At 38.5% G+C, this 23,003-nt stretch carries 25 protein-coding genes; 20 read left to right on the forward strand and 5 right to left on the reverse strand.

Features of this window, described 5'->3' with window-relative positions; genetic code table 11:
- Positions 1-7 precede the first annotated feature (7 nt).
- Complete coding sequence (locus tag H0184_RS12595) at positions 8-463, reverse strand: PulJ/GspJ family protein (protein WP_221825408.1); 456 nt, start codon at positions 461-463, stop codon at positions 8-10.
- Positions 464-478: 15 nt separating this feature from the next.
- Positions 479-952: a type IV pilus modification PilV family protein gene (locus tag H0184_RS12600; protein ID WP_221825410.1), complete on the reverse strand. Its 474-nt coding sequence runs from the start codon at positions 950-952 to the stop codon at positions 479-481.
- Between the two features lie 195 nt (positions 953-1,147).
- Between H0184_RS12600 and H0184_RS12605 the strand changes: the two genes are divergently transcribed.
- The 18 genes from H0184_RS12605 (at position 1,148) to minD (ending at position 18,227) form a co-directional block, all read left to right on the forward strand.
- Positions 1,148-1,906, forward strand: coding sequence for a hypothetical protein (locus H0184_RS12605; protein ID WP_221825413.1), 759 nt, complete (start codon positions 1,148-1,150; stop codon positions 1,904-1,906).
- 15 nt (positions 1,907-1,921) lie between these two features.
- Positions 1,922-3,211 carry a G5 domain-containing protein gene (locus tag H0184_RS12610; protein WP_221825427.1) on the forward strand — a complete coding sequence of 430 codons (1,290 nt, stop codon included), beginning with the start codon at positions 1,922-1,924 and terminating at the stop codon, positions 3,209-3,211.
- 18 nt (positions 3,212-3,229) lie between these two features.
- Positions 3,230-4,891, forward strand: a complete 1,662-nt coding sequence (locus H0184_RS12615) for a GspE/PulE family protein (RefSeq protein WP_221825443.1) — start codon at positions 3,230-3,232, stop codon at positions 4,889-4,891.
- Between the two features lie 10 nt (positions 4,892-4,901).
- The gene (locus H0184_RS12620) at positions 4,902-5,951 is read left to right on the forward strand and encodes a type IV pilus twitching motility protein PilT (protein WP_221825446.1); all 1,050 of its coding nucleotides are present in this window, start codon (positions 4,902-4,904) and stop codon (positions 5,949-5,951) included.
- Positions 5,944-7,161 (forward strand): type II secretion system F family protein, encoded by a 1,218-nt coding sequence (locus H0184_RS12625; RefSeq protein WP_221825448.1) that lies wholly within the window; start codon positions 5,944-5,946, stop codon positions 7,159-7,161. The genes H0184_RS12620 and H0184_RS12625 overlap by 8 nt, the downstream gene beginning before the upstream one ends.
- 135 nt (positions 7,162-7,296) lie before the next feature.
- The gene (locus tag H0184_RS27990; protein ID WP_221825450.1) at positions 7,297-7,812 is read left to right on the forward strand and encodes a prepilin-type N-terminal cleavage/methylation domain-containing protein; all 516 of its coding nucleotides are present in this window, start codon (positions 7,297-7,299) and stop codon (positions 7,810-7,812) included.
- Positions 7,796-8,581 carry a prepilin peptidase gene (locus H0184_RS12635; protein WP_313771760.1) on the forward strand — a complete coding sequence of 262 codons (786 nt, stop codon included), beginning with the start codon at positions 7,796-7,798 and terminating at the stop codon, positions 8,579-8,581. Before H0184_RS27990 ends, H0184_RS12635 begins: the two co-directional genes overlap by 17 nt.
- A 15-nt stretch (positions 8,582-8,596) precedes the next feature.
- A complete protein-coding gene (gene pilM / locus H0184_RS12640; protein WP_221825453.1) occupies positions 8,597-9,589 on the forward strand; it encodes a type IV pilus biogenesis protein PilM in 993 nt (330 codons plus the stop codon).
- On the forward strand, positions 9,589-10,290 hold the full coding sequence (locus H0184_RS12645; RefSeq protein WP_221825456.1) for a PilN domain-containing protein: 702 nt from the start codon (positions 9,589-9,591) through the stop codon (positions 10,288-10,290). The genes pilM and H0184_RS12645 overlap by 1 nt, the downstream gene beginning before the upstream one ends.
- Entirely contained in the window at positions 10,287-11,066 is a 780-nt protein-coding gene (locus H0184_RS12650) for a pilus assembly protein PilO (protein ID WP_221825458.1), read from the forward strand. The genes H0184_RS12645 and H0184_RS12650 overlap by 4 nt, the downstream gene beginning before the upstream one ends.
- 130 nt (positions 11,067-11,196) lie before the next feature.
- Entirely contained in the window at positions 11,197-12,276 is a 1,080-nt protein-coding gene (locus H0184_RS12655; RefSeq protein WP_221825460.1) for a hypothetical protein, read from the forward strand.
- Positions 12,277-12,506: 230 nt separating this feature from the next.
- On the forward strand, positions 12,507-13,076 hold the full coding sequence (locus tag H0184_RS12660; RefSeq protein ID WP_221825462.1) for a Maf family protein: 570 nt from the start codon (positions 12,507-12,509) through the stop codon (positions 13,074-13,076).
- Positions 13,077-13,122: 46 nt separating this feature from the next.
- Positions 13,123-13,812 carry a RadC family protein gene (gene radC, locus H0184_RS12665; protein ID WP_221825464.1) on the forward strand — a complete coding sequence of 230 codons (690 nt, stop codon included), beginning with the start codon at positions 13,123-13,125 and terminating at the stop codon, positions 13,810-13,812.
- A gap of 152 nt (positions 13,813-13,964) precedes the next feature.
- The gene (locus H0184_RS12670; RefSeq protein ID WP_221825466.1) at positions 13,965-14,987 is read left to right on the forward strand and encodes a rod shape-determining protein; all 1,023 of its coding nucleotides are present in this window, start codon (positions 13,965-13,967) and stop codon (positions 14,985-14,987) included.
- 219 nt (positions 14,988-15,206) lie between these two features.
- Complete coding sequence (mreC, locus tag H0184_RS12675; protein ID WP_221825470.1) at positions 15,207-16,091, forward strand: rod shape-determining protein MreC; 885 nt, start codon at positions 15,207-15,209, stop codon at positions 16,089-16,091.
- Positions 16,088-16,606 carry a rod shape-determining protein MreD gene (gene mreD, locus H0184_RS12680; RefSeq protein WP_221825472.1) on the forward strand — a complete coding sequence of 173 codons (519 nt, stop codon included), beginning with the start codon at positions 16,088-16,090 and terminating at the stop codon, positions 16,604-16,606. The genes mreC and mreD overlap by 4 nt, the downstream gene beginning before the upstream one ends.
- A gap of 135 nt (positions 16,607-16,741) precedes the next feature.
- Positions 16,742-17,422 (forward strand): septum site-determining protein MinC, encoded by a 681-nt coding sequence (gene minC, locus H0184_RS12685; protein WP_221825475.1) that lies wholly within the window; start codon positions 16,742-16,744, stop codon positions 17,420-17,422.
- A 1-nt stretch (position 17,423) separates the two neighbouring features.
- Positions 17,424-18,227 (forward strand): septum site-determining protein MinD, encoded by an 804-nt coding sequence (gene minD, locus H0184_RS12690; protein ID WP_221825478.1) that lies wholly within the window; start codon positions 17,424-17,426, stop codon positions 18,225-18,227.
- 52 nt (positions 18,228-18,279) lie between these two features.
- Here minD and H0184_RS12695 read toward each other — a convergent pair whose 3' ends face one another.
- The 3 genes from H0184_RS12695 to H0184_RS12705 all read right to left on the reverse strand — a co-directional run bounded on the left by H0184_RS12695 (position 18,280) and on the right by H0184_RS12705 (position 21,103).
- Positions 18,280-18,726: a hypothetical protein gene (locus tag H0184_RS12695; protein WP_221825480.1), complete on the reverse strand. Its 447-nt coding sequence runs from the start codon at positions 18,724-18,726 to the stop codon at positions 18,280-18,282.
- A 29-nt stretch (positions 18,727-18,755) separates the two neighbouring features.
- Entirely contained in the window at positions 18,756-19,136 is a 381-nt protein-coding gene (gene speD / locus H0184_RS12700; protein ID WP_221825491.1) for an adenosylmethionine decarboxylase, read from the reverse strand.
- A 161-nt stretch (positions 19,137-19,297) separates the two neighbouring features.
- Positions 19,298-21,103, reverse strand: a complete 1,806-nt coding sequence (locus H0184_RS12705) for a spermine/spermidine synthase domain-containing protein (RefSeq protein WP_221825494.1) — start codon at positions 21,101-21,103, stop codon at positions 19,298-19,300.
- Between the two features lie 222 nt (positions 21,104-21,325).
- On the opposite strand from H0184_RS12705, the gene H0184_RS12710 reads away from it, so the two are divergent.
- Together H0184_RS12710 and H0184_RS12715 are read left to right on the forward strand one after the other, a co-directional pair.
- Positions 21,326-22,111, forward strand: a complete 786-nt coding sequence (locus H0184_RS12710) for a M23 family metallopeptidase (protein ID WP_221825498.1) — start codon at positions 21,326-21,328, stop codon at positions 22,109-22,111.
- Entirely contained in the window at positions 22,104-22,970 is an 867-nt protein-coding gene (locus H0184_RS12715; protein ID WP_221825501.1) for a M50 family metallopeptidase, read from the forward strand. Before H0184_RS12710 ends, H0184_RS12715 begins: the two co-directional genes overlap by 8 nt.
- Positions 22,971-23,003: the final 33 nt, after the last annotated feature.

Genomic DNA, 23,003 nt, shown 5'->3' on the forward strand with positions numbered 1-23,003 from the left:
TTCCTCCCTATAACCTGGAAATAATCGTTTTAACCTCATATGTCTGGCTGGGTTGCTTTTTATCCTTAATAATGATTTTTATATACAAAGGCTGAGTTGTACTCACAGTGGTGGTGGGGGAAAATGGTGTTTCTGTTACCCCTTTATAATCAATCAATGAGTATTCAAAGCTAGGATTGGATAATTCGATTGTTTTGTCCGTACTAATTAATTGTATTTTGCTGGAATTTGGACCGTCCACCTTAATGTCATAAGATCCATAGGACTCATGGAATTTTGTAATCGAGGTAACGACAATATTCATTTCCTGTTGGATAGAAACTTTCTCCTTGGATTTCTTTGAATAGTTAAAGCCATCCATCAGAACACCATAAAGAAGAATACTAACAAACGAAACAATGGCTAGGGTAGCTAATAATTCTATTAGGGTAATCCCATTTTCATTAGAAAGGGATTTATTCATGTATTGTAATCCCCCTTAATTTTCAAAGTACGTAAAAGCTTCAGATACGATTTTCGTCCCTTTTTTTACCTTTACATGTATTTTCGCAAGAGAGGAATGTAGATTTGGATCACTCTTAGTATCCACCAACACTTCAACATGAAAGTTCTGACTCATTAACTTTAATGTCAGGACTTCGCTGCTTTTTGTTATATCCTCAGTTAAATTAAGTTTAGGGTAGCTTGCTTTTGGAATTGTAGTACCGATTGAAGTCTTTGAAAAAGTAATTAAGTTTTTTAATTCCAAATTCTTATCTGCGTTAACTTTGAAATCTTCCTGTACTTCTCTGGCAATATTTGTAGCTTTCATTTTGTCGGACGAGATTGCATTATATTGAAATGAGTTTGTAAAAAACGTCATAAAGCTTAATAGGATAATAGATAAAATAACAATAGAGGTTAATAATTCTATCAACGTTACCCCTTTTTCATTTTTGAGTAAAATGAACAAATAATCACCTGCCATCTTCGTTTACTAGGGTAAATTTACCTAGATAAAAAGTTTTTCGCCTTCTTTCAAAATGCCTAATAGTATTATACAATAATTAGTGTGCGAAATATGTCTAATTTTAATGGAAATGAACTAAAAATGTAATATTTTAAATAAAAATGTAATTTAATAGAGAAAGAGAAGAGGAGTTAATGTATGCAAACAATCATATGGGCCTTTGGTGCTATGCTGCTTTCACTTTTGGTTATGTCCTTTTTATCACTTGGTTTCAATTTAAAAGGAAAGCTTGCTGTGGCTTTATTGTCCTTTGTCATCGCCCTAGGTGGACTTTTTGCTGTTAATTTTGTCGCGCTGTGGCAAATTTTATTGCTATTGTTCGTTTTAACCTTTTTTGTTTCATATATTATGGACAGTCGATTAGGACGAGCATTATATAATACATCCTCAGGTGAAGAAGTGATAGTTGAAGAATTTGAACTTACTTTTTCGAATCAGCAAACAGAAAATAAATCTGAGTATGATTTACTAGATTTAGATGAGATAGAAGCAGCACCTGCTTCTGAGATAAATGTTACTGCTAGTTTAATTCCATCTGAATCAGAGCAAATTCAGAATTTGGATGATGATAGTGAAGATATTTTTATTCAAGAGAGTGATCTTGAAGCAATAGATGTAAAAGAAACTCCTTTGGAAGTAGCACCAGGTTACTTATCTGAGATTGAAAATTTGCTGCTAGAAGAGACTGACAAAATAGCAGACTCTGCAGAAGACGACTGGCTTTCTGAACTGGCAGACCTTGAAGCGAAGGAAGACAAAGAAACAAGTAACGAAGAAAACCAATTAGATGATGGTGAGCTGGAATTACTATTCGGTTTCGAGGAAGCAGCTGCTGCGGCAAATGTTGAGACGGAAGACAAGGGTTCAAATAAAAAAATTGAATTAGTTAAGAACTAGAAAGGGGGCGAGCTGTTGGGTAAATATCAACGTTTCATAAAACTTTTCGTAGTGCTTTTTTTTAGTACTGCTTTTATATTTAGTTTTTCCCATTTTGGTGCAAAAGCTTTTGTGAATCTCACAGGGGCTGGCGGGAAATATGCTGATGGGACAACAGTCGGGTCTATAGATTTGTCCGGAAAATCAGAGAGCGAAGCCGTTTCATTAATAGAAGAAAAGTACGTTGACTGGGTGAAGAATACCAAGTTTGAACTACAATACAGCGAAATGATCGTCCCTCTTGATACGAATCTGTTCCATTTAGATTCAGCACAAAGTGTCTCTGCTATCTTGGACGGTCAGCAAAATCAAGCAGTTATTACAATTGATATGTTGCAGGTAGAAGAGCAGATTCAGATTCTTTTTCCGCAGCTTGATCGAAGTAAACTTGAACTTACAAAACTAACTTCAGATTTATCCAATACGGCATCACAGTTTAACAACGGTACCTTTCATTTTAATTTAAGTACAAACTACCAAATCCTAGATCCAGCCTCAAAAAATGCAGTCATTAATGAAGCAAGAATAAAACTAACTGATGTTTCAAGTGAATTACAGTCAGTCATTGAAGCAAACCCTGAAATTCTCCTAGACAAAAAAGTTGTCTTTTCACTAACAGAATTTGCTAAGACGCAAAAAATAGAAAATTCAGCAGTGCTTAGTGTCCTTGCAACAGGTATTTATCAAGCCATCTTGCCAACCAATTTTACCATTGGAGAGAGAAATATTGGCAGTGCACTCCCTGATTATGCGATTTTGGGGATGGAAGCAAAGGTTAACCTCGCAAAAGGCTCTGATTTTGTTATTGTTAATCCAAACGAGTCATTGTACTCACTTGAACTGAGGTTAGATAGCAATAACCTAATTGTGACGTTAAAGGGTGAAAAGCTCCTATACGATTATGAAATCAATAAAAAAGACGAACAACAGCTAAAACCTAAAACAATCAAGCAATATAGTCCCTTAGTCACTTCAGGGAGTATAAAGGTACAAACAGAAGGTGCTGAAGGGAAAATTGTGAAGGTATATCGGGATAAATACGAAGGAAGTAAACTGGTTGAAAGTGTATTAATCTCTGAGGATTATTATCCGCCAGTTTATCGTGTTGAAATTCATGCTCTAACGGGAACAGAAAAAGAAACTGTTACTCCAGCAGAAACAACACCTGCTGTAACTCCAGTTCCAAATGAAACACAAACTCCGCCTTTACCTGAAAATCCTGATGATAATGGCCTATGGGGGAAACCGAATGAACAAGCTAAATAAAGTTAGTAGTGATCATATATGAAACAAACTCGAAAAAGACTGGGAGATTTGTTAATAGAGGAAGGCTTAATTACAGCTGAGCAATTGCAAACGGCTTTGTCTGAAAAAGCACCCAATCAGAAGATTGGAGATGTTTTGTTACAAAGAGGGTATATAACCGATCAGCAGTTAGCAGAAGTGCTGGAAGTACAATTAGGGATACCGCATGTCAATCTCTTTCACTATCCATTTGATACCAATCTTTTTTCGCTCATTTCAAAAGAAACGGCAAAACGTAATTTAATTATTCCCCTTAAACGAGAGGGAAATAAACTTTATGTAGCCATGGTGGACCCGATGGATTTCATCGTGATTGACGATCTTAGGCTGTCTACAGGCTTCCAAATTGAAACGGTTATTGCGACAAAAGAAGGTATATTAAGGGCAATCAATAAGTATTACAACGTTGATCAGGATTTTGAAGAGCTTTTTGACGATATTGGCGGCAACGAGCGTGGAAGAGACGAGGATGTAACAGATCTAGATTCACCAATTGTCCGCTTGGTAAACCAGCTGCTGACGAATGCGGTTATCCAAAAGGCTAGTGATATTCATATTGATCCACATGAAACGAAGGTTGTTGTCAGGTATCGTGTCGATGGGGTATTGCGGGTTGAACGTGTTCTGCCGCGCCATATGCAAAGCGTATTGACGGCACGGGTGAAAATTATGTCCAATCTCGATATTACGGAGCACAGGATACCGCAGGATGGACGAATAAAAATAAATCTCGAATTCCATCCAATTGATCTTCGTGTATCGACATTGCCAACAGTCTATGGCGAGAAAATCGTAATGCGGATACTCGATATGGGTGCAGCCTTAAATGACCTGGGGAAAATAGGCTTTAATTCTCTCAATTTAAAGAGGTTCTCTGAATTAATAGAACAACCGACAGGGATTGTGCTGATCACGGGACCCACAGGATCTGGAAAGTCCTCTACCCTTTATGCGGCACTTAATAAACTTAACAGCGAACAAGTTAATATCATTACCATTGAGGACCCCGTCGAGTACCAGTTGGAGGGTATAAATCAGATTCAAGTAAACACAAATGTCGGAATGACCTTTGCTGCAGGTTTGCGATCCATTCTCCGCCAAGATCCGAACATTATCATGGTCGGAGAAATTCGAGATAAAGAGACAGCACAGATTGCGGTTCGAGCCTCGTTAACAGGTCACTTAGTATTAAGTACCGTTCATACGAATGATTCAATCGGAACGATCACTAGGTTAACTGATATGGGGGTAGAACCGTTTTTAATTGCATCCTCCCTAAGTGGGATCGTTGCTCAACGTCTTGTCAGAAAGGTTTGTCGCGATTGTGGAGAGATGCAGGAGGCAACAAAGCGGGAAGTGGAAATATTCGCAAGACGCGGAATGAAAATTGATAAAGTCAACCGTGGTAAAGGCTGCCCTTCTTGTAATATGACAGGGTATAAGGGGAGAATTGCCCTTCATGAAGTGTTAGTGATTAATGATGAAATGCGCAGAGTAATCATGAACGACGACTCTATTCAAAATTTAAAAGAAATTGCGATTAAAAATAAAACAATCTTTTTAATTGATGATGGTCTTTTGAAGGTAAAACAAGGGTTTACCACGACAGAAGAAGTATTACGAGTAGCCATATTAGAGTAGGAGATAAACGATGAAAGAAAAACTTGAGAATATACTTCGGGCAGCACTCGAATTTAAAGCATCCGACATTCATTTCACGGTAGGTGTTCCGCCAATCTTCCGGATTAACGGGGATATAAAGCGGTATGGAAAAGATATTTTACTGCCGCCCGATACCGAAGAAATCGCCAAATTGACAGTCCCGGAAAATATGTATGATTTGTTCAAGGAAAAGGGAGAACTTGATTACTCCTATGGTCTTCCAGGAGTATCTCGGTTCCGTGTCAATGCATATCACCAAAGGAAAAGCGTTTCATTGGCATTGAGGGTGGTAGCTTCCAAAACTCCTACGATTGAAGAATTAGACTTACCAAAAATTATTCCAGAACTTGTAGAGAAACCTCAAGGGTTAATTCTTGTTACAGGACCAACGGGAAGTGGAAAATCAACCACTCTTGCCTCCATGATTGATTATGTAAACAGGAATATGCGAAAACATATTGTTACGCTTGAAGATCCGATTGAATATTTGCATAGACATGGAAACTCTATTATTGATCAGCGAGAAGTTGGTTTTGATACCCAATCGTATGCAAATGGATTAAAGGGGGCACTACGTCAAGATCCTGATATTATTCTTGTAGGAGAAATGCGGGACTTAGAGACTATTGGAATTGCGATTACAGCTGCAGAAACAGGCCACTTGGTGCTAGGGACACTCCATACATCGAGTGCACCGTCAACAATTAACCGGATCATCGACGTATTTCCACCGGCACAACAGCCACAAATCCGTGTGCAGCTGGCATCTGTTTTAGTGGGAGTTATTTCACAGCGTCTTTTCCCAACTGTTGATAAAAAAGGGAGAAAGGCAGCAACAGAGATTCTAGTGAACAATCCCGCGATTGCGAACTTAATTCGAAATGAAAAGATTCATCAAATTCAAAGCACGATGCAAACATCTCGTGCTCAAGGAATGCACACCCTAGAAATGAGCATCAGAGAATTAATTGACCGCAACTTAATACAAAAAGAAGCTGCAACCAAATATCTACAAGAAAAGATGATGCTGGATGGCTAGATTTAAATATTCAGGACGTGATCGGCGTGGAAAAAAAGCAGGAACGATAAACGCAGCTTCAAGACGGGAAGCCATGGTAAAGTTAAAGGAAGAAGGAATTCGTGTCATTGAGATGACAGAAGTTCCTGAGACTTTGATGACTAAGGATATATCACTTGGAAATACTGTAAAATTGCAACACTTTGTAATTTATTTGAGACAGTTTGCTACATTGCTTAAAGCAGGCGTAACCGTTGTAGATGCCACCTCAATTCTTGCAGTACAAACTGAAAGTAAAGGTTTAAAAAAGGCCTTATTGGATACAGAGCAAGAATTGCGTGAAGGAAATCCATATTCAGATTCTGTATCAAAACACAAAAAAATATTTAACACAATGTTCGTTAATATGGTGAGAGCAGGAGAAGTCAGCGGAAATATGGATGAAACTCTTGAACGGTTGGCTGAGCATTTTGAAAAACAGCATTACACAAGACAGAAAATTGTTTCGGCATTAACATATCCTCTTGCAATAGGAGTAGTAGCTATTGCGGTTGTCATTTTTCTACTAGTTGCAGTCGTTCCAACCTTTGTATCAATGTTTGCTGATTTGGGTAGTGAATTACCCGCAATTACAAGAGTCGTGCTTGCTTCCAGCGATTTTATGCAGTCATTTTGGTGGCTTACTATACTGATTTTACTTTCTATAATTGGAATGATTTCATATTTGCAAAAAAATAAAAAGACCAAATTTTATTTAGATTATTTTTTGTTAAAGTTACCTATCTTTGGGAATATGCTACAAAAGGCTGCTTTAGCACGAATGATGAGAACGCTAAGTTCATTATTTTCTAGTTCAGTTCCAATTCTTCAAGCAATGTCAATAGTTGAGAAAGTTGTTGAAAATGAAGTTATTGCCAGAGTTATTCGTGATTCTAGAGATTCTCTTGAAAAGGGACAATCAATGACTGAACCAATGAAAAATCATTGGGCCTTCCCTCCACTAGTAACACAAATGATATCAATAGGAGAAGAAACAGGTGCACTTGACTCTATGCTTAGTAAAATTGCTGAGTTTTATGAAAAAGAGGTTGAAACAGGAACAGATAGGTTAAAATCACTAATTGAACCTGTTATGATTGTTGTTTTGGCGAGCTTAGTAGGTACTATAGTAATGGCTATAATGGTGCCGATGTTTGGTATGTTCGACCAATTTCAACAAAAAAGTCAATAATATTTTAAAACGTATAATATTTTGTGGGAAAATGACAAAATACCAAAAAATACACTTTTCTTCACCTTGTAAATTAATGTATACTACAAGAGACAATATTACTAGGTTCATAGAACCATAAGGGAGAGTAGGAATATGCTACAAAAGTTAAAATTAAGGCTTAAAGATCAAAAGGGTTTCACTTTAATTGAATTATTAGCAGTAATTGTAATTTTAGGAATCCTTGCCGCCATTGCTGTACCATCTGTTTTAGGTTTAATTGAGAACACAAAAAAAGACGCACACGTTGCTAATGCTAAGCAAATGGTAAGTTCAGCCCAAATGGCAATAGCCTCAAACAGTAATTTGCAGAAGGATACACATTTCTTAACACTAGGTTATTTAGAAACTCAAAAGTATTTAGATAAATTTGATGATCCACATGGAGTTGGATATACAAACTCTACTAATGACCTTGTTACCGGTTCAACAGCTCCTGATAGCTCTTATGTTAAAGTGGTAGCAGGTAAAGTAACTGCTGTAATGCTAAAATCAACTAAGGTTACACTAGACGAACATGGTAAGGCTGCTGTAACTGGACCTCCGGCAAAAGCTGCTGAGGACTTTAAAATAAATCATATTAATAGAGACAGTGTTGTCGTTACACCTTAATATTTATATGATTAATCTTTTTGTTATTTTATTTTTATTTGGTTTAATTTTTGGTTCATTTTTCAACGTAGTGGGTCTAAGAATTCCGATAAAAAAATCAATCGTTAAACCACGTTCTTCCTGTACAATATGTGGGCACCAACTAAATGCCTATGAATTAATTCCAGTTTTATCTTATTTACTCCAAAAAGGGAAATGCCGCGGCTGTCAGTCGCGGATTTCTCCTGTATATCCGATTTTTGAATTGCTTACTGGAATATTATTTGCAACAGCACCACTTGTTATTGGGTGGTCAGGAGAGCTTGTAGTTGCCTTAACACTTATTTCGATGTTCATGATTATCATCGTTTCAGATATAAACTATATGCTCATCCCTGATAAAATTTTACTATGGTTTGCAGGGATTTTTTTATTGGAACGGATTATATGGCCATTAAATCCTAGCTGGGACAGTCTTCTCGGTGCAGGTTCTGGGTTCTTATTCCTACTTATTATTGCGATTGTTAGTAAAGGCGGTATGGGTGGCGGTGACATAAAACTTTATGCCCTGCTTGGATTTGTACTTGGCTTTAAATTAGTACTTTTATCATTCTTTCTTTCAACATTATTTGGTGCAGTAATTGGTGGTTTGGCCTTGCTTTTCAAAATTGTAAAAAGAAAGCAGCCAATTCCGTTTGGACCGTTTATTGCTGCTGGGACACTTACTGCATACTATTGGGGTTCAGACTTAATCAATTTATATTTACAAATTCTATATAATGGATTTTAGTAAGGGGTAATAGATATGGGATTCTCCCTTTTTTCAACAAAAAACAGAATAATCAACTTGGTACTAAATGACCACTCAATTCGGTTTTTAGAATTAAAACAAAGTACCCCCCCTACTGCCCAAAAATGGAGAGAACGTTTTTTACCACCAGGTATTATTGTTGACGGTAAAATCGTTGATATTGATTCCTTATCCAATATCTTAGAGCAATGTATTGAGGAATGGAAAATTCAAAGGCGCTCTATTCGCTTCATTGTACCTGATCCGCTCGTTATTATTCGTAAAGTCTCTATTCCAGCGGATATTCAGGAGGATGAAATAAAGGGATACCTATACTTAGAACTGGGTTCTACTATCCACTTACCATTTGAAGAACCAGTTTTTGATTATCATCTCCTTAAAAACAATGGGAAAACACAGGATATTCTATTATTTGCGGCCCCAGAGCAGTTTGTAATGGAATATGCGGAATTATTCACTAGTTTGAAGTTAAATCCAGTGGCAGCAGATATTTCGCCGCTCTCACTTTATCGTCTATACCACCAATTAGAGAAAAGTAATGATAAAGAAATTCTATTCACAGTCCAGTTTGATTTAACCAGCGTCAACTTGTGTATTTTTGAAGGAAGCGTGCCGATGGTAATGCGTCATTTTTCCTTACCCTTCAATATTGAAGACTGGGAATATAACCAAGGATTATCAGGATTAGTTGAATTTACCTATATCGGTGCCTCGGAAGAATTGGTTTTACATTTTGAAGATATTTTTAGAGAAATCAATAAATTAGTAGATTATTATCGTTTTTCACTAAGCAATGAGAAACTAGATGTGACCAAGTTCCTAGTAAATGGTGATCACCCAATGTTAATAGCCATCTATGATGAAATGATAGAGCGCTTAGAAGTCCCCGTGGAAATGCTTGCACTAACTTCAGATGAAAAAGGTAAAGCTAGTGTTCCTTCGAGTTTACTAATACCCTTAGGTCTTGCCTTGAAAGAGGTGCAATAATGTTAGTTGAAATTAACCTCCTTCCCCAAAAGGAACCTAGGAAATTTAATATTATAATTTTGATCGTGCTATTGGCACTTATAATTCTCGCAGGAGCTATTTATTACTGGCAGATTCAGGCCACCAAAAGTGAATTGCAAAGTTTAGATAAACAAATTTCTATGACTAAAGAAATAGCCATAAAAGAAGAACAAAATGCTGATAAGAATGAATCGCAAATGTCTATTAGCTTATTAAAAAATGCAGTAGAATGGGCAAACACCTATCCAATCGAAACGATACCGATTATGCAGCACTTAACATCTCTTTTACCAGAACGCGGGTTTATTCAATCCTTTGCCTATGCAGAAGCAGGCACAGTGATACTTACGGTTCAGTTTGATAGTGCACGAGAGGCAGCATACTTTTTAGATAACTTAGGTGAATCGGAATGGGTAGGAGAACCGACCTTAAATTCTTTGACCATTCAAGAAAAAGAAGAAGTTGTTGAAACTAAAACAGAAGCTGAAACAACTGACGAAAATAGTTCTGATAATGCAGAAAAAGAGAACAAAGAGGCTGCACCTGAAATTGATAAAAACGATAATTCAAATGACCAATATCTTCCTAGATATATAGGGCAGTTTGAAATTAAGTTAAATATAGTGAAAATTAAAGAACTGACTACCAAAAGCAATGAGGAAGGAGTGACAGCATCATGAAACTCCGTCTCTCCAAAATCGACAAAATCATTTTGTTGGTCGGTATACTATTGTTAGTATTACTCATTGTGTTTGCTCAGTTCATTAAATTAACACCATTGAAATCAGATGTAAGTATGAGACAGCAGTCATTAGAGACAGAACAAAAACTTTTGGAAGTAGTTACGCAAAACAAAGTTGATGATACTGCTAAGGTTGTAGAGGATACACGGGAGTTACAGAAGAAAGTTCCTGTTAAACCGCTACTGGAGCAATTTATTTTAGACTTGGAAAAAGCTGAAACTGTTTCTAATAGTGTTATCTCATCGATGAGCTTTTCTAAAGATGCCGACGTTACAATTGTAACTACAGAGACAACGACAGAAAATACGACAACTGACCAGTCTACTACAACTGGTCAGGAAGCTCCAGCAACTCAAGAGACTCCAGCTGCAACCGATCAAGCAGCCGCGCCACCAGCTTCAAATGGCTTAAAGAAGCTTTCAGTCAGCTTGAGTGTCGAATCACCAACCTATGAAGATCTGGAAAAGTTTATAAAAACACTTGAATCTTTAGAGCGGATCGTAGTTGTTGAGTCCATTAGCTATTCGGGCGGTGAAGAAATTACGACTCTAGAGCAAGAAAAGGACCCGTTGGCATATTCTCTCACCATTGCTGCATACTATCTGCCGACATTAGATGATTTAGTTGCCGAGCTTCCAAAAATAGATGCTCCTGCACCGGCGAAAAAGAAAAATCCTTTAAGCTCTTTCTCTGATACGACAAAAGCTAATTAATACTATCGCGAAGTTGCATGTAATTTGGCGAAAGCATTGTATAACAAGACGACAAAAGTCTTGTTATTTTTTTTTGTCTTTGTGATAGGATGGTAGAAATTGCTATTGGTAGAGGGAGGAGTACGAGTTAGTGGACAAGCCGAAACGTGGCAATACCATCAAAATTAAGTTAAATGGAGAGAACCAACCGTTCTCAGAAGAACCTATTAAGAAAGATCCTGAATCTAGTAAAGATTCTTTCACTAAAGTAATAAGTATCGAGAATGATTTCCATGAACAAGATGTTTTTCTCGAAACAGCTGCCGCACAGGAGCCAGTCGATGAAAGTTTTGATTGGATTATTCCTGAATCTTCAGATAATGACATTCAGGAATATAAAGTTGTCAGCAGTCAGAACCCGAAAAAAGGCGGGAAAAAGAAGTCTGTATCTTTTTCAACTTTTTCAGCTAAGCGGAATGGCGGTCCTTTCAAATCAATTATTGTAACAGCTGTTTTTGCTATCTTAATTGGGACGAGCTTTGGTGCGCTCATGCTTAAATTAGTGATTTCGGATACTAGTAAACCAGTAGTAACGGAACCTGTAGTGGCAGGTAAAGGGTCTGATAAAGGTTCTGAAACTGCAGGAGGAAAGGGAAGTAGTTCTATTGTTATAGGAGCACAAACTGCTTTTATCGTCCAAGGTGGAGCCTTTAAAACCAAAGACGCAGCGTCTCAAGCAGCCAGCCAGGCGAAAGGTAAAGGGTTGCCTGCGGAGCCATTGACTATGAACGATAATAATTTCTTATTTTTAGGTTTGGCTGATTCAATTGAAACTGCTAAGGCATTAGGGGTGACTTATAAGGCTAATGGGTATGAGGATGTTTTTGCCAAGCAAATCCCAATTGCCGAAAAGACCGTATCAGGTATAACTGAAACTGAAAAAGGCTTTTTAGAGGCTGCTCCAGCCATTTTTCAGCAGCTTTCAAAGGTGACTTCCAATGGTATTGTCTCGGGCAGTTTATCATCAGAAGCTAGTAAGGAAGTAACGAGTTTAGGTGATCAGTTAAAACAATCCGAAGACCTGAAAAACGAGAAGGTAAAGAGTCTGAACGTGGAACTATCAAGTGCACTTGGAAAAGTTAAAGATTTTCAAGAGAAGAAAAGTGAAGATAGTTTGATTGAAGCCCAACAGCATTTATTAAACTTTTTAGGTATTTATAATTCACTTTAGTCGACATAAGCTGATATTTTCCGGGAAATTATACTCATAAACCTGCCTGTCTAATTAGGACAGGCTTTTGGTTGTGAAAACAAAATATTCCAATAACATATACAGATATAAACTTTGCATAATCTGACAGATTTCTTCGAACTTTAATGATATAAAAATTGTTAGATTCTACAAATTCTGATAGGATTAACATGTATCTCCCTAATTGATGCAAAAGGTAAGGTGATTGTATGCAGAACCTCATATTAGCCTCTTCTTCTCCACGGCGAAAAGAACTTCTAGAAAACCTCCGATTAACATTCACAATCTCAAGCAGTGAAGTAGATGAAAGCTTTGATCCAGCGCTTTCTCCAGAGGATGTAGTTATGGATCTTGCCGAGCGAAAAGCACAGGTTATTTTTAAAGAAAACCCAAATGCTTTTGTCCTAGGCTCCGATACGATTGTCGTTGCAGATGGACAAGTGTTAGGTAAGCCAAGTGATAATGCAGAGGCAACAAAAATGTTAAAAAAGCTATCTGGTAAGAAGCATGAAGTGTACACAGGTGTTTCCATCTTGTCTCCAAATGGAAAAACGCGCTTTTATGAAAGAACAGAAGTTTGGTTTTGGGAGTTAACGGACGAAGAAATCAATTTCTATGTACAAAGTGGTGAACCGCTTGATAAGGCAGGAGCTTATGGTATTCAGCAGCTTGGAAGCATGCTTGTCAAAAAAATTAATGGAGACTATTATGCGGTTGTCGGCCTTCCTGTCGCAAGAACTTATCGTGAATTAAAAAGGCTAGGCTACCAGTTGTTCTAACATCCTAGATAGTTCAATAACTCCCACACTATAGGGAGGAAATAGAATGTCTACTAATTCATTAATGATCCGTGATTTTCCTCAAGACGAAAGACCAAGAGAGCGGTTTATTCAAAATGGTCCTGAAAGTTTATCGAACCATGAACTCATTGCGATTTTACTTAGAACCGGTACAAAGGATGAAAGTGTCCTGCAATTATCCAATCGTTTGCTGACAAATTTTGAAGGCTTACGGCTATTAAAGGCTGCAACATTAGAAGAAATGACCGAAATAAAGGGGATTGGTCAGGCGAAGGCTATTCAAGTTCTCGCAGCAGTTGAGATTGGCAGAAGGATTGCGAACTTAAACTATACCGACCGCTATGTAATTCGCTCCCCTGAAGATGGGGCCAATTATGTGATGAACGACATGCGCTTTTTATCACAAGAGCATTTCGTCTGTTTGTACCTCAATACGAAGAATCAAGTGCTCCATAAACAAACTATTTTTATCGGGAGCTTAAACGCCTCAATAGTCCACCCTCGCGAGGTTTTTCGTGAGGCCTTAAAACGGTCTGCAGCTTCCATTATTTGCCTCCATAATCATCCTTCCGGGGATCCCGCCCCGAGCCGTGAAGATATAGATGTCACGAAGAGGCTGGTGGAATGCGGTAAAATGATTGGGATCGATGTTCTGGACCATCTCATCATCGGAGAAAATAAATTTGTTTCTCTAAAGGAAAAAGGGTACCTTTAATACTATGATTTTAATTGACGTTGGGATATAATAATGTTTATGATTTTTAGGACATCTTTCGTGTTATTCATATAAATTACTAGAAAAAACATGAATAGAAGGTATATTTACTTACCTTTTGCTATTTTCGTATCAGAAAGGGAGATACAACTATGTTTGGAATTGGGACAAGAGACCTTGGTATTGACTTGGGAACTGCAAATACCCTTGTTTATGTTAAAGGTAAAGGAATTGTATTAAGAGAGCCATCTGTTGTGGCTATGCAGACAGACACAAAGTCGATTGTAGCGGTTGGTAATGACGCGAAAAACATGATTGGGCGTACTCCAGGAAATGTGGTTGCAATGCGACCAATGAAGGATGGAGTTATTGCCGACTTTGAAATAACGGCATCCATGATGAAACACCATATCCGCCTAGCTACAAAAAGTAATGGCATCTTCTCAGGTAAGCCATACGTCATGGTTTGTGTGCCATCAGGGATCACGGCTGTTGAGGAACGAGCTGTAATAGATGCAACACGTCAAGCAGGCGCTAAAGACGCATATACGATTGAAGAACCATTTGCAGCGGCTATCGGTGCAAACCTGCCAGTATGGGAGCCAACGGGCAGTATGGTAGTTGATATCGGCGGCGGTACAACGGAAGTCGCAATTATATCTTTAGGCGGAATTGTAACAAGCATATCCATTCGTGTTGCTGGTGATGAAATGGACGATTCAATTGTTTCTTTTATCCGGAAGAACTATAACCTCATGATTGGGGAACGTACAGCCGAAGCAATTAAAATGGAAGTCGGTTCTGCTGGTGACGCTGAAGGTATCGAGAATATGGAAATTCGCGGACGTGATTTACTGACTGGTTTACCAAAAACCATTGAAATCACAGCCAAAGAAATTGGCGTTGCATTAAAAGATACAGTCTATTCAATTGTAGAGGCTGTAAAAAACACATTAGAAAAAACACCACCAGAACTTGCAGCAGATATTATGGACAGAGGAATTGTCCTAACAGGCGGAGGCGCTCTGCTTCGAAACCTGGACAAGGTAATAAGTGAAGAAACAAACATGCCAGTACTTATTGCCGAAAACCCGCTAGATTGCGTAGCAATTGGTACAGGCAAAGCCCTAGACCACATCCAACTGTTTAAAAACAAAGCAAAAGAATCAAGATAACAAAACAATATAACTATAGTTAAAAAATGGTTGTGTTTGTACTAACTTGTTGATTGGAGCGGAAGGCACGAGACTCCTGCAGGAGTACGGAGCAGGTGAGACCCCACAGGCGCTGGGCGCCGAGGAGGCTCACCGCAACGCCTGCGGAAAGCGAAGTGCCTGGAGTGGAAATCATATCAAACACGTACAAACACAGTTAAAAAATAGAGGTGTATAATCATGCCACAGTTCTTTTTGAATAAACGATTGATCGTTTTGCTGGTAAGCATTATTGTTCTCGTGGCATTGATTGGGTTTTCGTTAAGGGAGAGAAGTAAACTATCCTGGCCAGAGCAGTTCTTAAAGGATACTGCCGGCTTGGTTCAATCCCTGGTTTCAAAGCCTGCCCATTTAGTTGCAGGTTTTTTTGAAAATCTTCAGGACTTACAAAATACATATGAAGAGAATAAAGAACTAAAATCACGGTTGGAGAAACTTGTTAGCCTTGAAGCACAGGTACAGGAGCTGAAAAAGGACAATAAAGAGCTGCGTGATATTCTCGGTGAAGAAGAGACCCTGAGAGATTTTGAACCTTTACAGGCAACCGTAATAGGTAGAAACCCTGATCGTTGGCATGAAATGATTATTATCAATAAAGGGAAAACAAATGGAATCAAAAAAAATATGGCAGTTGTCACTGCTCATGGCTTGATTGGCAAAGTAAAAACAGTAAACCAATTTAGCTCGACAGTCCAACTGTTAAGTGCAATGGATCCGAAGAATCGAATCTCTGCAATCGTCCAAGGCGAAACAAATGTTTTTGGACTTGTAGAAGGCTATGATAAAGAGAAAAAAGCATTATTAATTAAAGCCATTCCATCAGGAGTGGAAATTAAAAAAGGACAAAATGTCATCACCTCTGGACTCGGCGGTGTCTTCCCTCAAGGTTTGCCAATTGGGAAAGTAATCGATGTTAAGCCAGACCAGTATGGATTGAATCAGACAGCTTTAGTTGAACCAGGTGCTAACTTTTATGATTTGGAGAATATCATTGTAATTACACGTTCAATGGCCCAGCCTAATTTAGGTGATATGGGCGAAGGGAAGGAGGAGGAGGATTTGTGAAGAAATTCCTGCTTCCTCTTTTGTTTCTAATCCTTTTCTTATTGGAAAGCATTTTCGTTCAATATATCCCGCCTGAGGTTTTCGGGCAGAATTATATATTGGCACCTCGATTTCTATTCGGCGGAATATTGTTATTAACCATCTACGCTGGCAGGAAATATGGAATCATCTATGGTGCTATTTTTGGATTATTATTTGATATTGTCTGGATTGAGATTATCGGTATTTATTTTTTCCTTTTTCCACTCATCGCGTATCTTATCTCAAAAATTATGCATGTGCTGCAGACAAATATTATTGTCGCCTTTTTGGTGTCATTAGTGGGGATTGCCTTACTTGAGTTAGGTGTTTATGAAATGGACTTTTTAATTCATATCACCACACTTGAATTTAAGAGCTTTATTACGATGCGTTTTTATCCTACCCTCATTCTCAATGCAGTCTTTTTATTGATTGCTGGGTATCCTTTAAAACGTCATTTTGAAAGTTTTGTGGAAAGCTTACGAGATGAATGATTTTTGTATTTCTTTTTAAAAAAGGAGAATACACAAAGCGTGTCGAATTGTATAATAGAAGTGTGTCTTTGGGCAGGAAAGTATTGATTTCTACGGCACGCATGTGTTTCTTATTATTTGAGGTGAGTTTTCTCCATGAAAAAGCGGCAAAATGTTACGATTAAAGGTACGAAGGATGGAATTGTCCTTCATCTTGATGATAGCTGTTCCTATTACGAGCTGAAAAAGGAGCTCGATGAAAAACTATCGGAAAATCAAAGAACTCAAGCTGAGCGTCAATCAACACCTGTTAAAGTGGATGTCGGCAATCGATATTTGAATGATGCTCAGCGTGAAGAAATAAAAGATCTGATTCGCCAGAAAAAGAACTTAGTGGTTGGCGAAATTGAATCAAATGTCGTCACAAAAGCAGAAGTAGATAAGCTTAAAGCGGAAAATGAAGTTGTTACCGTTTCCCGTATCATTCGTTCTGGACAAGTATTAGAAGTTCCAGGAGACCTGTTGCTCATTGGAGATGTGAATCCTGGTGGTACGGTAATTGCAGGCGGTAATATTTTTATCATGGGTTCATTGAAAGGGATTGCACATGCAGGTGTATTTGGTAATGATCAAGCGGTTATTACTGCATCTAGTATGCAGCCCTCCCAGTTAAGGATAAGTGATTGTCTAAACCGTGCGCCTGATAACGCTCAAAATAATGACAAACGTGAAATGGAATGTGCTTATATCGACGAAAACCATCAAATCATCGTAGATAGATTGCAAGTTTTAATACAATTAAGGCCTAATTTAAATAGATTCGAAGGGGGACATTAATGTGGGAGAGGCAATAGTAATTACATCCGGTAAGGGCGGCGTAGGAAAAACTACGACTTCCGCTAATATTGGTACAGCGCTGGCCCTTCAAGGCAAAAAAGTATGCTTGGTGGATACGGATATTGGCCTTCGAAATTTAGATGTTGTTATGGGGCTTGAAAATCGAATTATTTATGATCTTGTGGATGTGGTGGAAGGAAGATGTAAAATCCATCAAGCACTCGTAAAAGATAAGAGATTCGAAGATTTATTGTATTTGCTTCCAGCAGCGCAAACGGTTGATAAGTCAGCTGTTACGCCAGAACAGATGCACAAACTAATTAATGAACTTAAGCAAGACTATGACTATATTGTAATTGATTGCCCTGCAGGTATTGAGCAAGGATTCCAAAATGCCATTGCTGGTGCAGACCGAGCGATTGTTGTAACAACTCCTGAAGTTTCGGCTGTCCGCGATGCTGATCGAATCATTGGTCTACTTGAAAAAGCGAATACCATTGAGTCACCAAAATTAGTGATCAACCGAATTCGAAATCATATGATGAAGACCGGCGATATGCTTGATGTAGATGAAATTACAACACATTTATCAATTGAGTTAATCGGAATCGTTGCAGATGATGAGGAAGTCATCAAAGCATCTAATCACGGCGAACCAATTGCTTTAAATCCAAATAGTAAAGCTTCCATCGCTTACCGAAATATCGCTAGACGTATTCTCGGAGAATCTATTCCATTACAGCCGCTAGAAGACAAAAACAAAAGCGTGTTTGGTAAGATTAAACAATTCTTCGGTGTTAGATAGTAAAGAAGCCTGTCCATTAAACTTGGACAGGCTTTTCCTATGTGAGGAGCTATTAATATTCCAGTAAATGTAGTGTGAGAGCCGCGCGATTATATCGCGGCAGCCTCCCTCTAGGAGCGAAGGTATCAGCAATAAAAATAGCAATTGCATCCCCGGCATACAAGTAAGCCTGCACATTAATCCCTGTTACGGTACTTATCCCGTTTGCGTCAAAGGTAGATCCAATCAGTGGGTCTGAACCATCTGGCAAACGGTTTATGTTGAACACCACTGATTGTTCTTCTTCTAAAATAACGGATACATCTGCTGTGATTTGATATACACCAGACTTGTAAACGGTAATTGTATTTGCTGCAATGTCTGGTCTAGTATTTTGATAGGGCCCTGCTATTGTAAAATCTATTGTGTTCCCAGCACTAAGCGGAATGATTTTATCATCAGGGGTGTCTTGTTTATATAATGATCCATAGGTAAATGGCTTTACGTTTTTGGTTCTCATATATTTTCACCTTGGTTAAATAGGCAATTTCAACTGCCTAATTCTTCACACCTAATCAGTTGAGGATATGATACGCCTCGAGAAATGGAGTATACCTTTGCTTGCTTTGATGACAATTCTTTTATAAGAAAGTCTACTTGAGGTGTAAGCTCCAGTGTGCCGCAAGTATAAAAATCTAGTGACACATACCTCTCTTCGGGCCATGTATGAATGGATAAATGAGAAGTGGATAAAACCAGTACCCCTGTTACACCTTGAGGCTCAAATTGATGGAAGTAAGAGTATAAAATCTCCATATTTGCATCAAGAGCGGCTTTTTTACACATTTCTTCTAAAAAATTGATGTCATTTAAATGGGCAGACTCGCACTCAAAAGCGTCAATTATTATATGCTTTCCTTCTTTAGTCAAAGTCTCGTCATTCCCCTCCGTTTTCCTTTATCTTATGGGATTTATGGACAAATATATTGTACGGTTGTCCTTGTTTTATAGAAATAAAGTATTCCTATCCAAAAGGGGCTCTACTTGCAATTTGTGTAGAGCCAATTTGGAATAAATAATATTATGAACTCTTACCTTCGCAGTTCTTGTTGATAAATTTCATGTAATTTTAGGTTAGATAAGGTATTCATGTGTGTGTTCTCCCGAACAGACCGGTACTTAGAAGGGAAGACAAATAAGCTGGATAGGTCTTCTGGCAGTGTTTGATTAGGGACGTATACTTTTCTGTGCTGCAGGTTCAGCTGTTTCTTGGATGCCAGATGAAACCCCCAATCCCCAAACGAAGGAACTTCGGTATGGTAACTCCTGATATACATCCCTGTCCCTTTAAGTGATAATCCGATGCTCCAGTATACAAAGGGAGCATACTCCGGCGAATGAGATTGACAGACTAGAATGCCATCTTCTGTTAGAAGATTTGATAATTTACTAAAGAATTCTACCGTATACAATCTGCTCAAAATCTCATCACCCGGATCTGGTAAGTCTACAATAATGACATCATAGGGTTCACTCTGTTCTTTTTGAAAAACCTGAATATCTTTTTGATGAACAGATACTCGCTTATCATGGAGAGCTCTTCCGTTTAAGGAAGCCACTTTAGGTATATTGCGGGCTATGTGGATCATCAAAGGATCGAGGTCCACTAAGTCAATATGCTTTACGTCAGGGTATTTAAGGACCTCACGTATGGCAAACCCATCCCCGCCCCCGGCAATCAAAACACGTTCGCGTTTTTGAACCATGGAAAGGGCCGGATGAACCAGAGCCTCATGATAAATTTGTTCATCTAACGAACTAAATTGAAGCTGCTTGTCTAGATATAGACGCACATCACTTGTCTCTAAAACTCTTACATGATCCCCTTTGTTTCCACCTTCATATAGTACCTGGTGGGAATTAGAGAGCAGATGATAAAGTTCCTTCAAGTCTTCTGGCTCTTGCACTTTATTTGGAATAGATCTTTTTGAAGGAGCGCTATTCTCTGAATAAAATTTGTATAGACGTAAGGAGTTTAAGGAGTTGACAATCGCTTGCTTCTTGACCGACCGCCACTGCTGTGAAAAGCTAAACCAAGCTTTAAGATTTTTTGGCAGTGAAGAAGTATAAACATCTATTTTTTTCCCGCCATTCCATAGTAGTTGTTTTTTCCCGGCCAGGTGAAAGCCGCATTCTCCAAACCAAGGAACATTGACATGATAGTTAAGGGTATGAAGTGAAGCACTTTGAAGTGTTTTATCGATACTCCAGAATACCAGCGGAGTGTCTTCAGGCGATGCAGAATTGGTAACCAATATTCCGTCATATGTTAAGAGGTTGGACAATTTTTTGAGGAATTCTTTTGTGTATAGTTTGCTTACTTGTTTTGTTTCCGGTTCTGGAAAATTGGCGATTATGACGTCAAACTGGTGCTGATCTGTTAGAAGGAAATCATATATGTTGCTCTGGACTATTTGAACCCGGCTATCTAAAAACGAATTCTCGTTCCTTTCGGAAATCTCCAGTGTTTTCTGGGCTGCTATAAGGGATTCTGGGGATAAGGATACATGACTAACGTGGCTGACATCTGGATATTTAAGGACTTCTCGCAGTGCCAATCCGCATTCATCCCCTATAATCAACACGCGGTTGTGCTCTTCTGATAAAACAAAAGCAGGGTGGACAAGTGCCTCATGATAAATTCGCTCATCCAAGCTATTCCATACTAATTGATCATTCCGGTACAATCGAATATTCTTCGTTTCTAACAAGAGCACGTCCTGGTATGGACTCTTACCCTCAAAAAGCACTTGGTGAGGACCCTTTAATAATTGCTCTAACTCAATTAAATCGTAAACATCTCCGCGAAAAGAAGCATGTTTGTCACTGGTAGACAAAATTATTCACCTCTGTTTATTTTTACTTACAGGCATTATATGGATAAGCATTAAAAGTGTGTGGCTTTTCCACAAATCTATGGAGGTTTTGCTTAGTTAAAAGACTACGTAAGATGTTCAAAAAAGAAATTCTATAAACCTAAATAAATATTCCAAGAGTCATACTCTTGAGGACAACCTCATAGACTTGTACAAAAAGCTGTCTAAAGGTTGGTGGGTATAATGCGGTCTACTCCTGAAGAAATACGGCGACGAATCGCAAAGAGGAAAAAAGAAATGGGGTCATCTGGAAACAGGCCTGAAAGAGAAATAAACTGGCCGGGGGACGATGAAAAGTATGGTTTTAACAACTATTCATCCTATGACCCGGGCAAGGATGACGACATTCATCCTTTATTTAAAAAGGAAGTATTCATCTTCAAAATCTTAGCATCAGCTCTTTTGTTTCTTGTGATTGCTATAATGTTTCGGGAAAACACAGCAACATTTGCTCCAGCGAAGGACTTTGTGGTGAAAACAATGGAGCAGGATTTTAAGTTTGCAACAGTATCCAAATGGTATGAAGATCAATTCGGTAAACCATTAGCACTACTGCCTTTTTCAGAGGAAGGAAAAGAAAGTGATAAAACCGTAGTCGAAAAAGACCATGATATACCTGTGTTTTCAGGGAAAGTCCTCGAAAATTTCGAGAAAAATGGACAGGGCATCATGATTGAAACAACAAAGGGTGCTGCCGTTGAGGCGATGAAGGAAGGAAATGTCATGTTTGCAGGTGTGAAGGAAGACACAGGAAAGACTGTTATAATCCAGCATGCTGATCAAACTCAGTCCACATACGGGAATCTTGATGAAATAAAAGTTAGTTTATATCAATTTATCGAAACTGAAACAGTCGTAGGTACAGCCCTAGAATCAACAGGCGAGGACAAAACTAAAGGCACCTATTATTTTGCTATAAAAAAGGGCGATGATTTTATCGACCCAATACAGGTGATACGCTTTGAATAGAATCATACAGTTATTACAACATGTATATATCCATCCTCTGTTATGGATTGTCATCGCAATATCAATTGCTACAGCACATTTCCTCGAGCTTTGCCTGTTAATCGGCATCATTTTTGTACATGAAATGGGGCATGCTGCTGCGGCTTCTTTTTTTTCATGGAGAATTAAAAAAATCACCCTCCTCCCCTTTGGAGGGGTGGCTGAAATGGAGGAGCACGGAAATCGTCCCTTAAAAGAAGAGGCGATTGTTGTACTTGCAGGCCCGCTCCAGCACATCTGGATGGTAGCATTAGCTTACGCACTATTTTCCTTTGATTTGATGTCTGAGAATTTGTTTCTATTATTTTTCAACTACAACATCATGATCTTTATCTTCAATATGTTTCCGGTTTGGCCGCTTGACGGCGGGAAGCTTATTTTTATGCTCCTATCCCTGAAAAAGTCATTTCCCATAGCCCACCGGTTAACACTAATTATTTCTTTTTTCAGCGTTGGAATCTTTTCGCTTATAACACTCCTAGCCGCTCCCCAGCAAATAAATGTTTGGATTATCGTTGGTTTCTTATTATTTTCGCTTTACCACGAATGGAAGCAGCGACGCTATATCTTTATGAGATTCCTGCTTGAGCGCTATTATGGTAAAAAAAGCGACCTCCAGGCCCTAAAACCAATCCAGGCGAACGAGCAGGACCTGCTGATTGACGTCTTAGAAAAATTTCAAAGAGGCTGCAAGCACCCGATTATCATAGAGAGTGACGGCAAAGAAAAAGGGATGTTAGACGAAAACGAACTACTTCATGCGTATTTTACTGAAAAAAGGTTAACAGATAAAATCAGCGACCTTCTCTTTTCTTACTAAAAGGGTATAATAATAAACAATTAGTAAAAAAGT

This window comes from Neobacillus niacini (assembly GCF_019749295.1).
GTDB lineage: Bacteria > Bacillota > Bacilli > Bacillales > Cytobacillaceae > Neobacillus > Neobacillus niacini_D.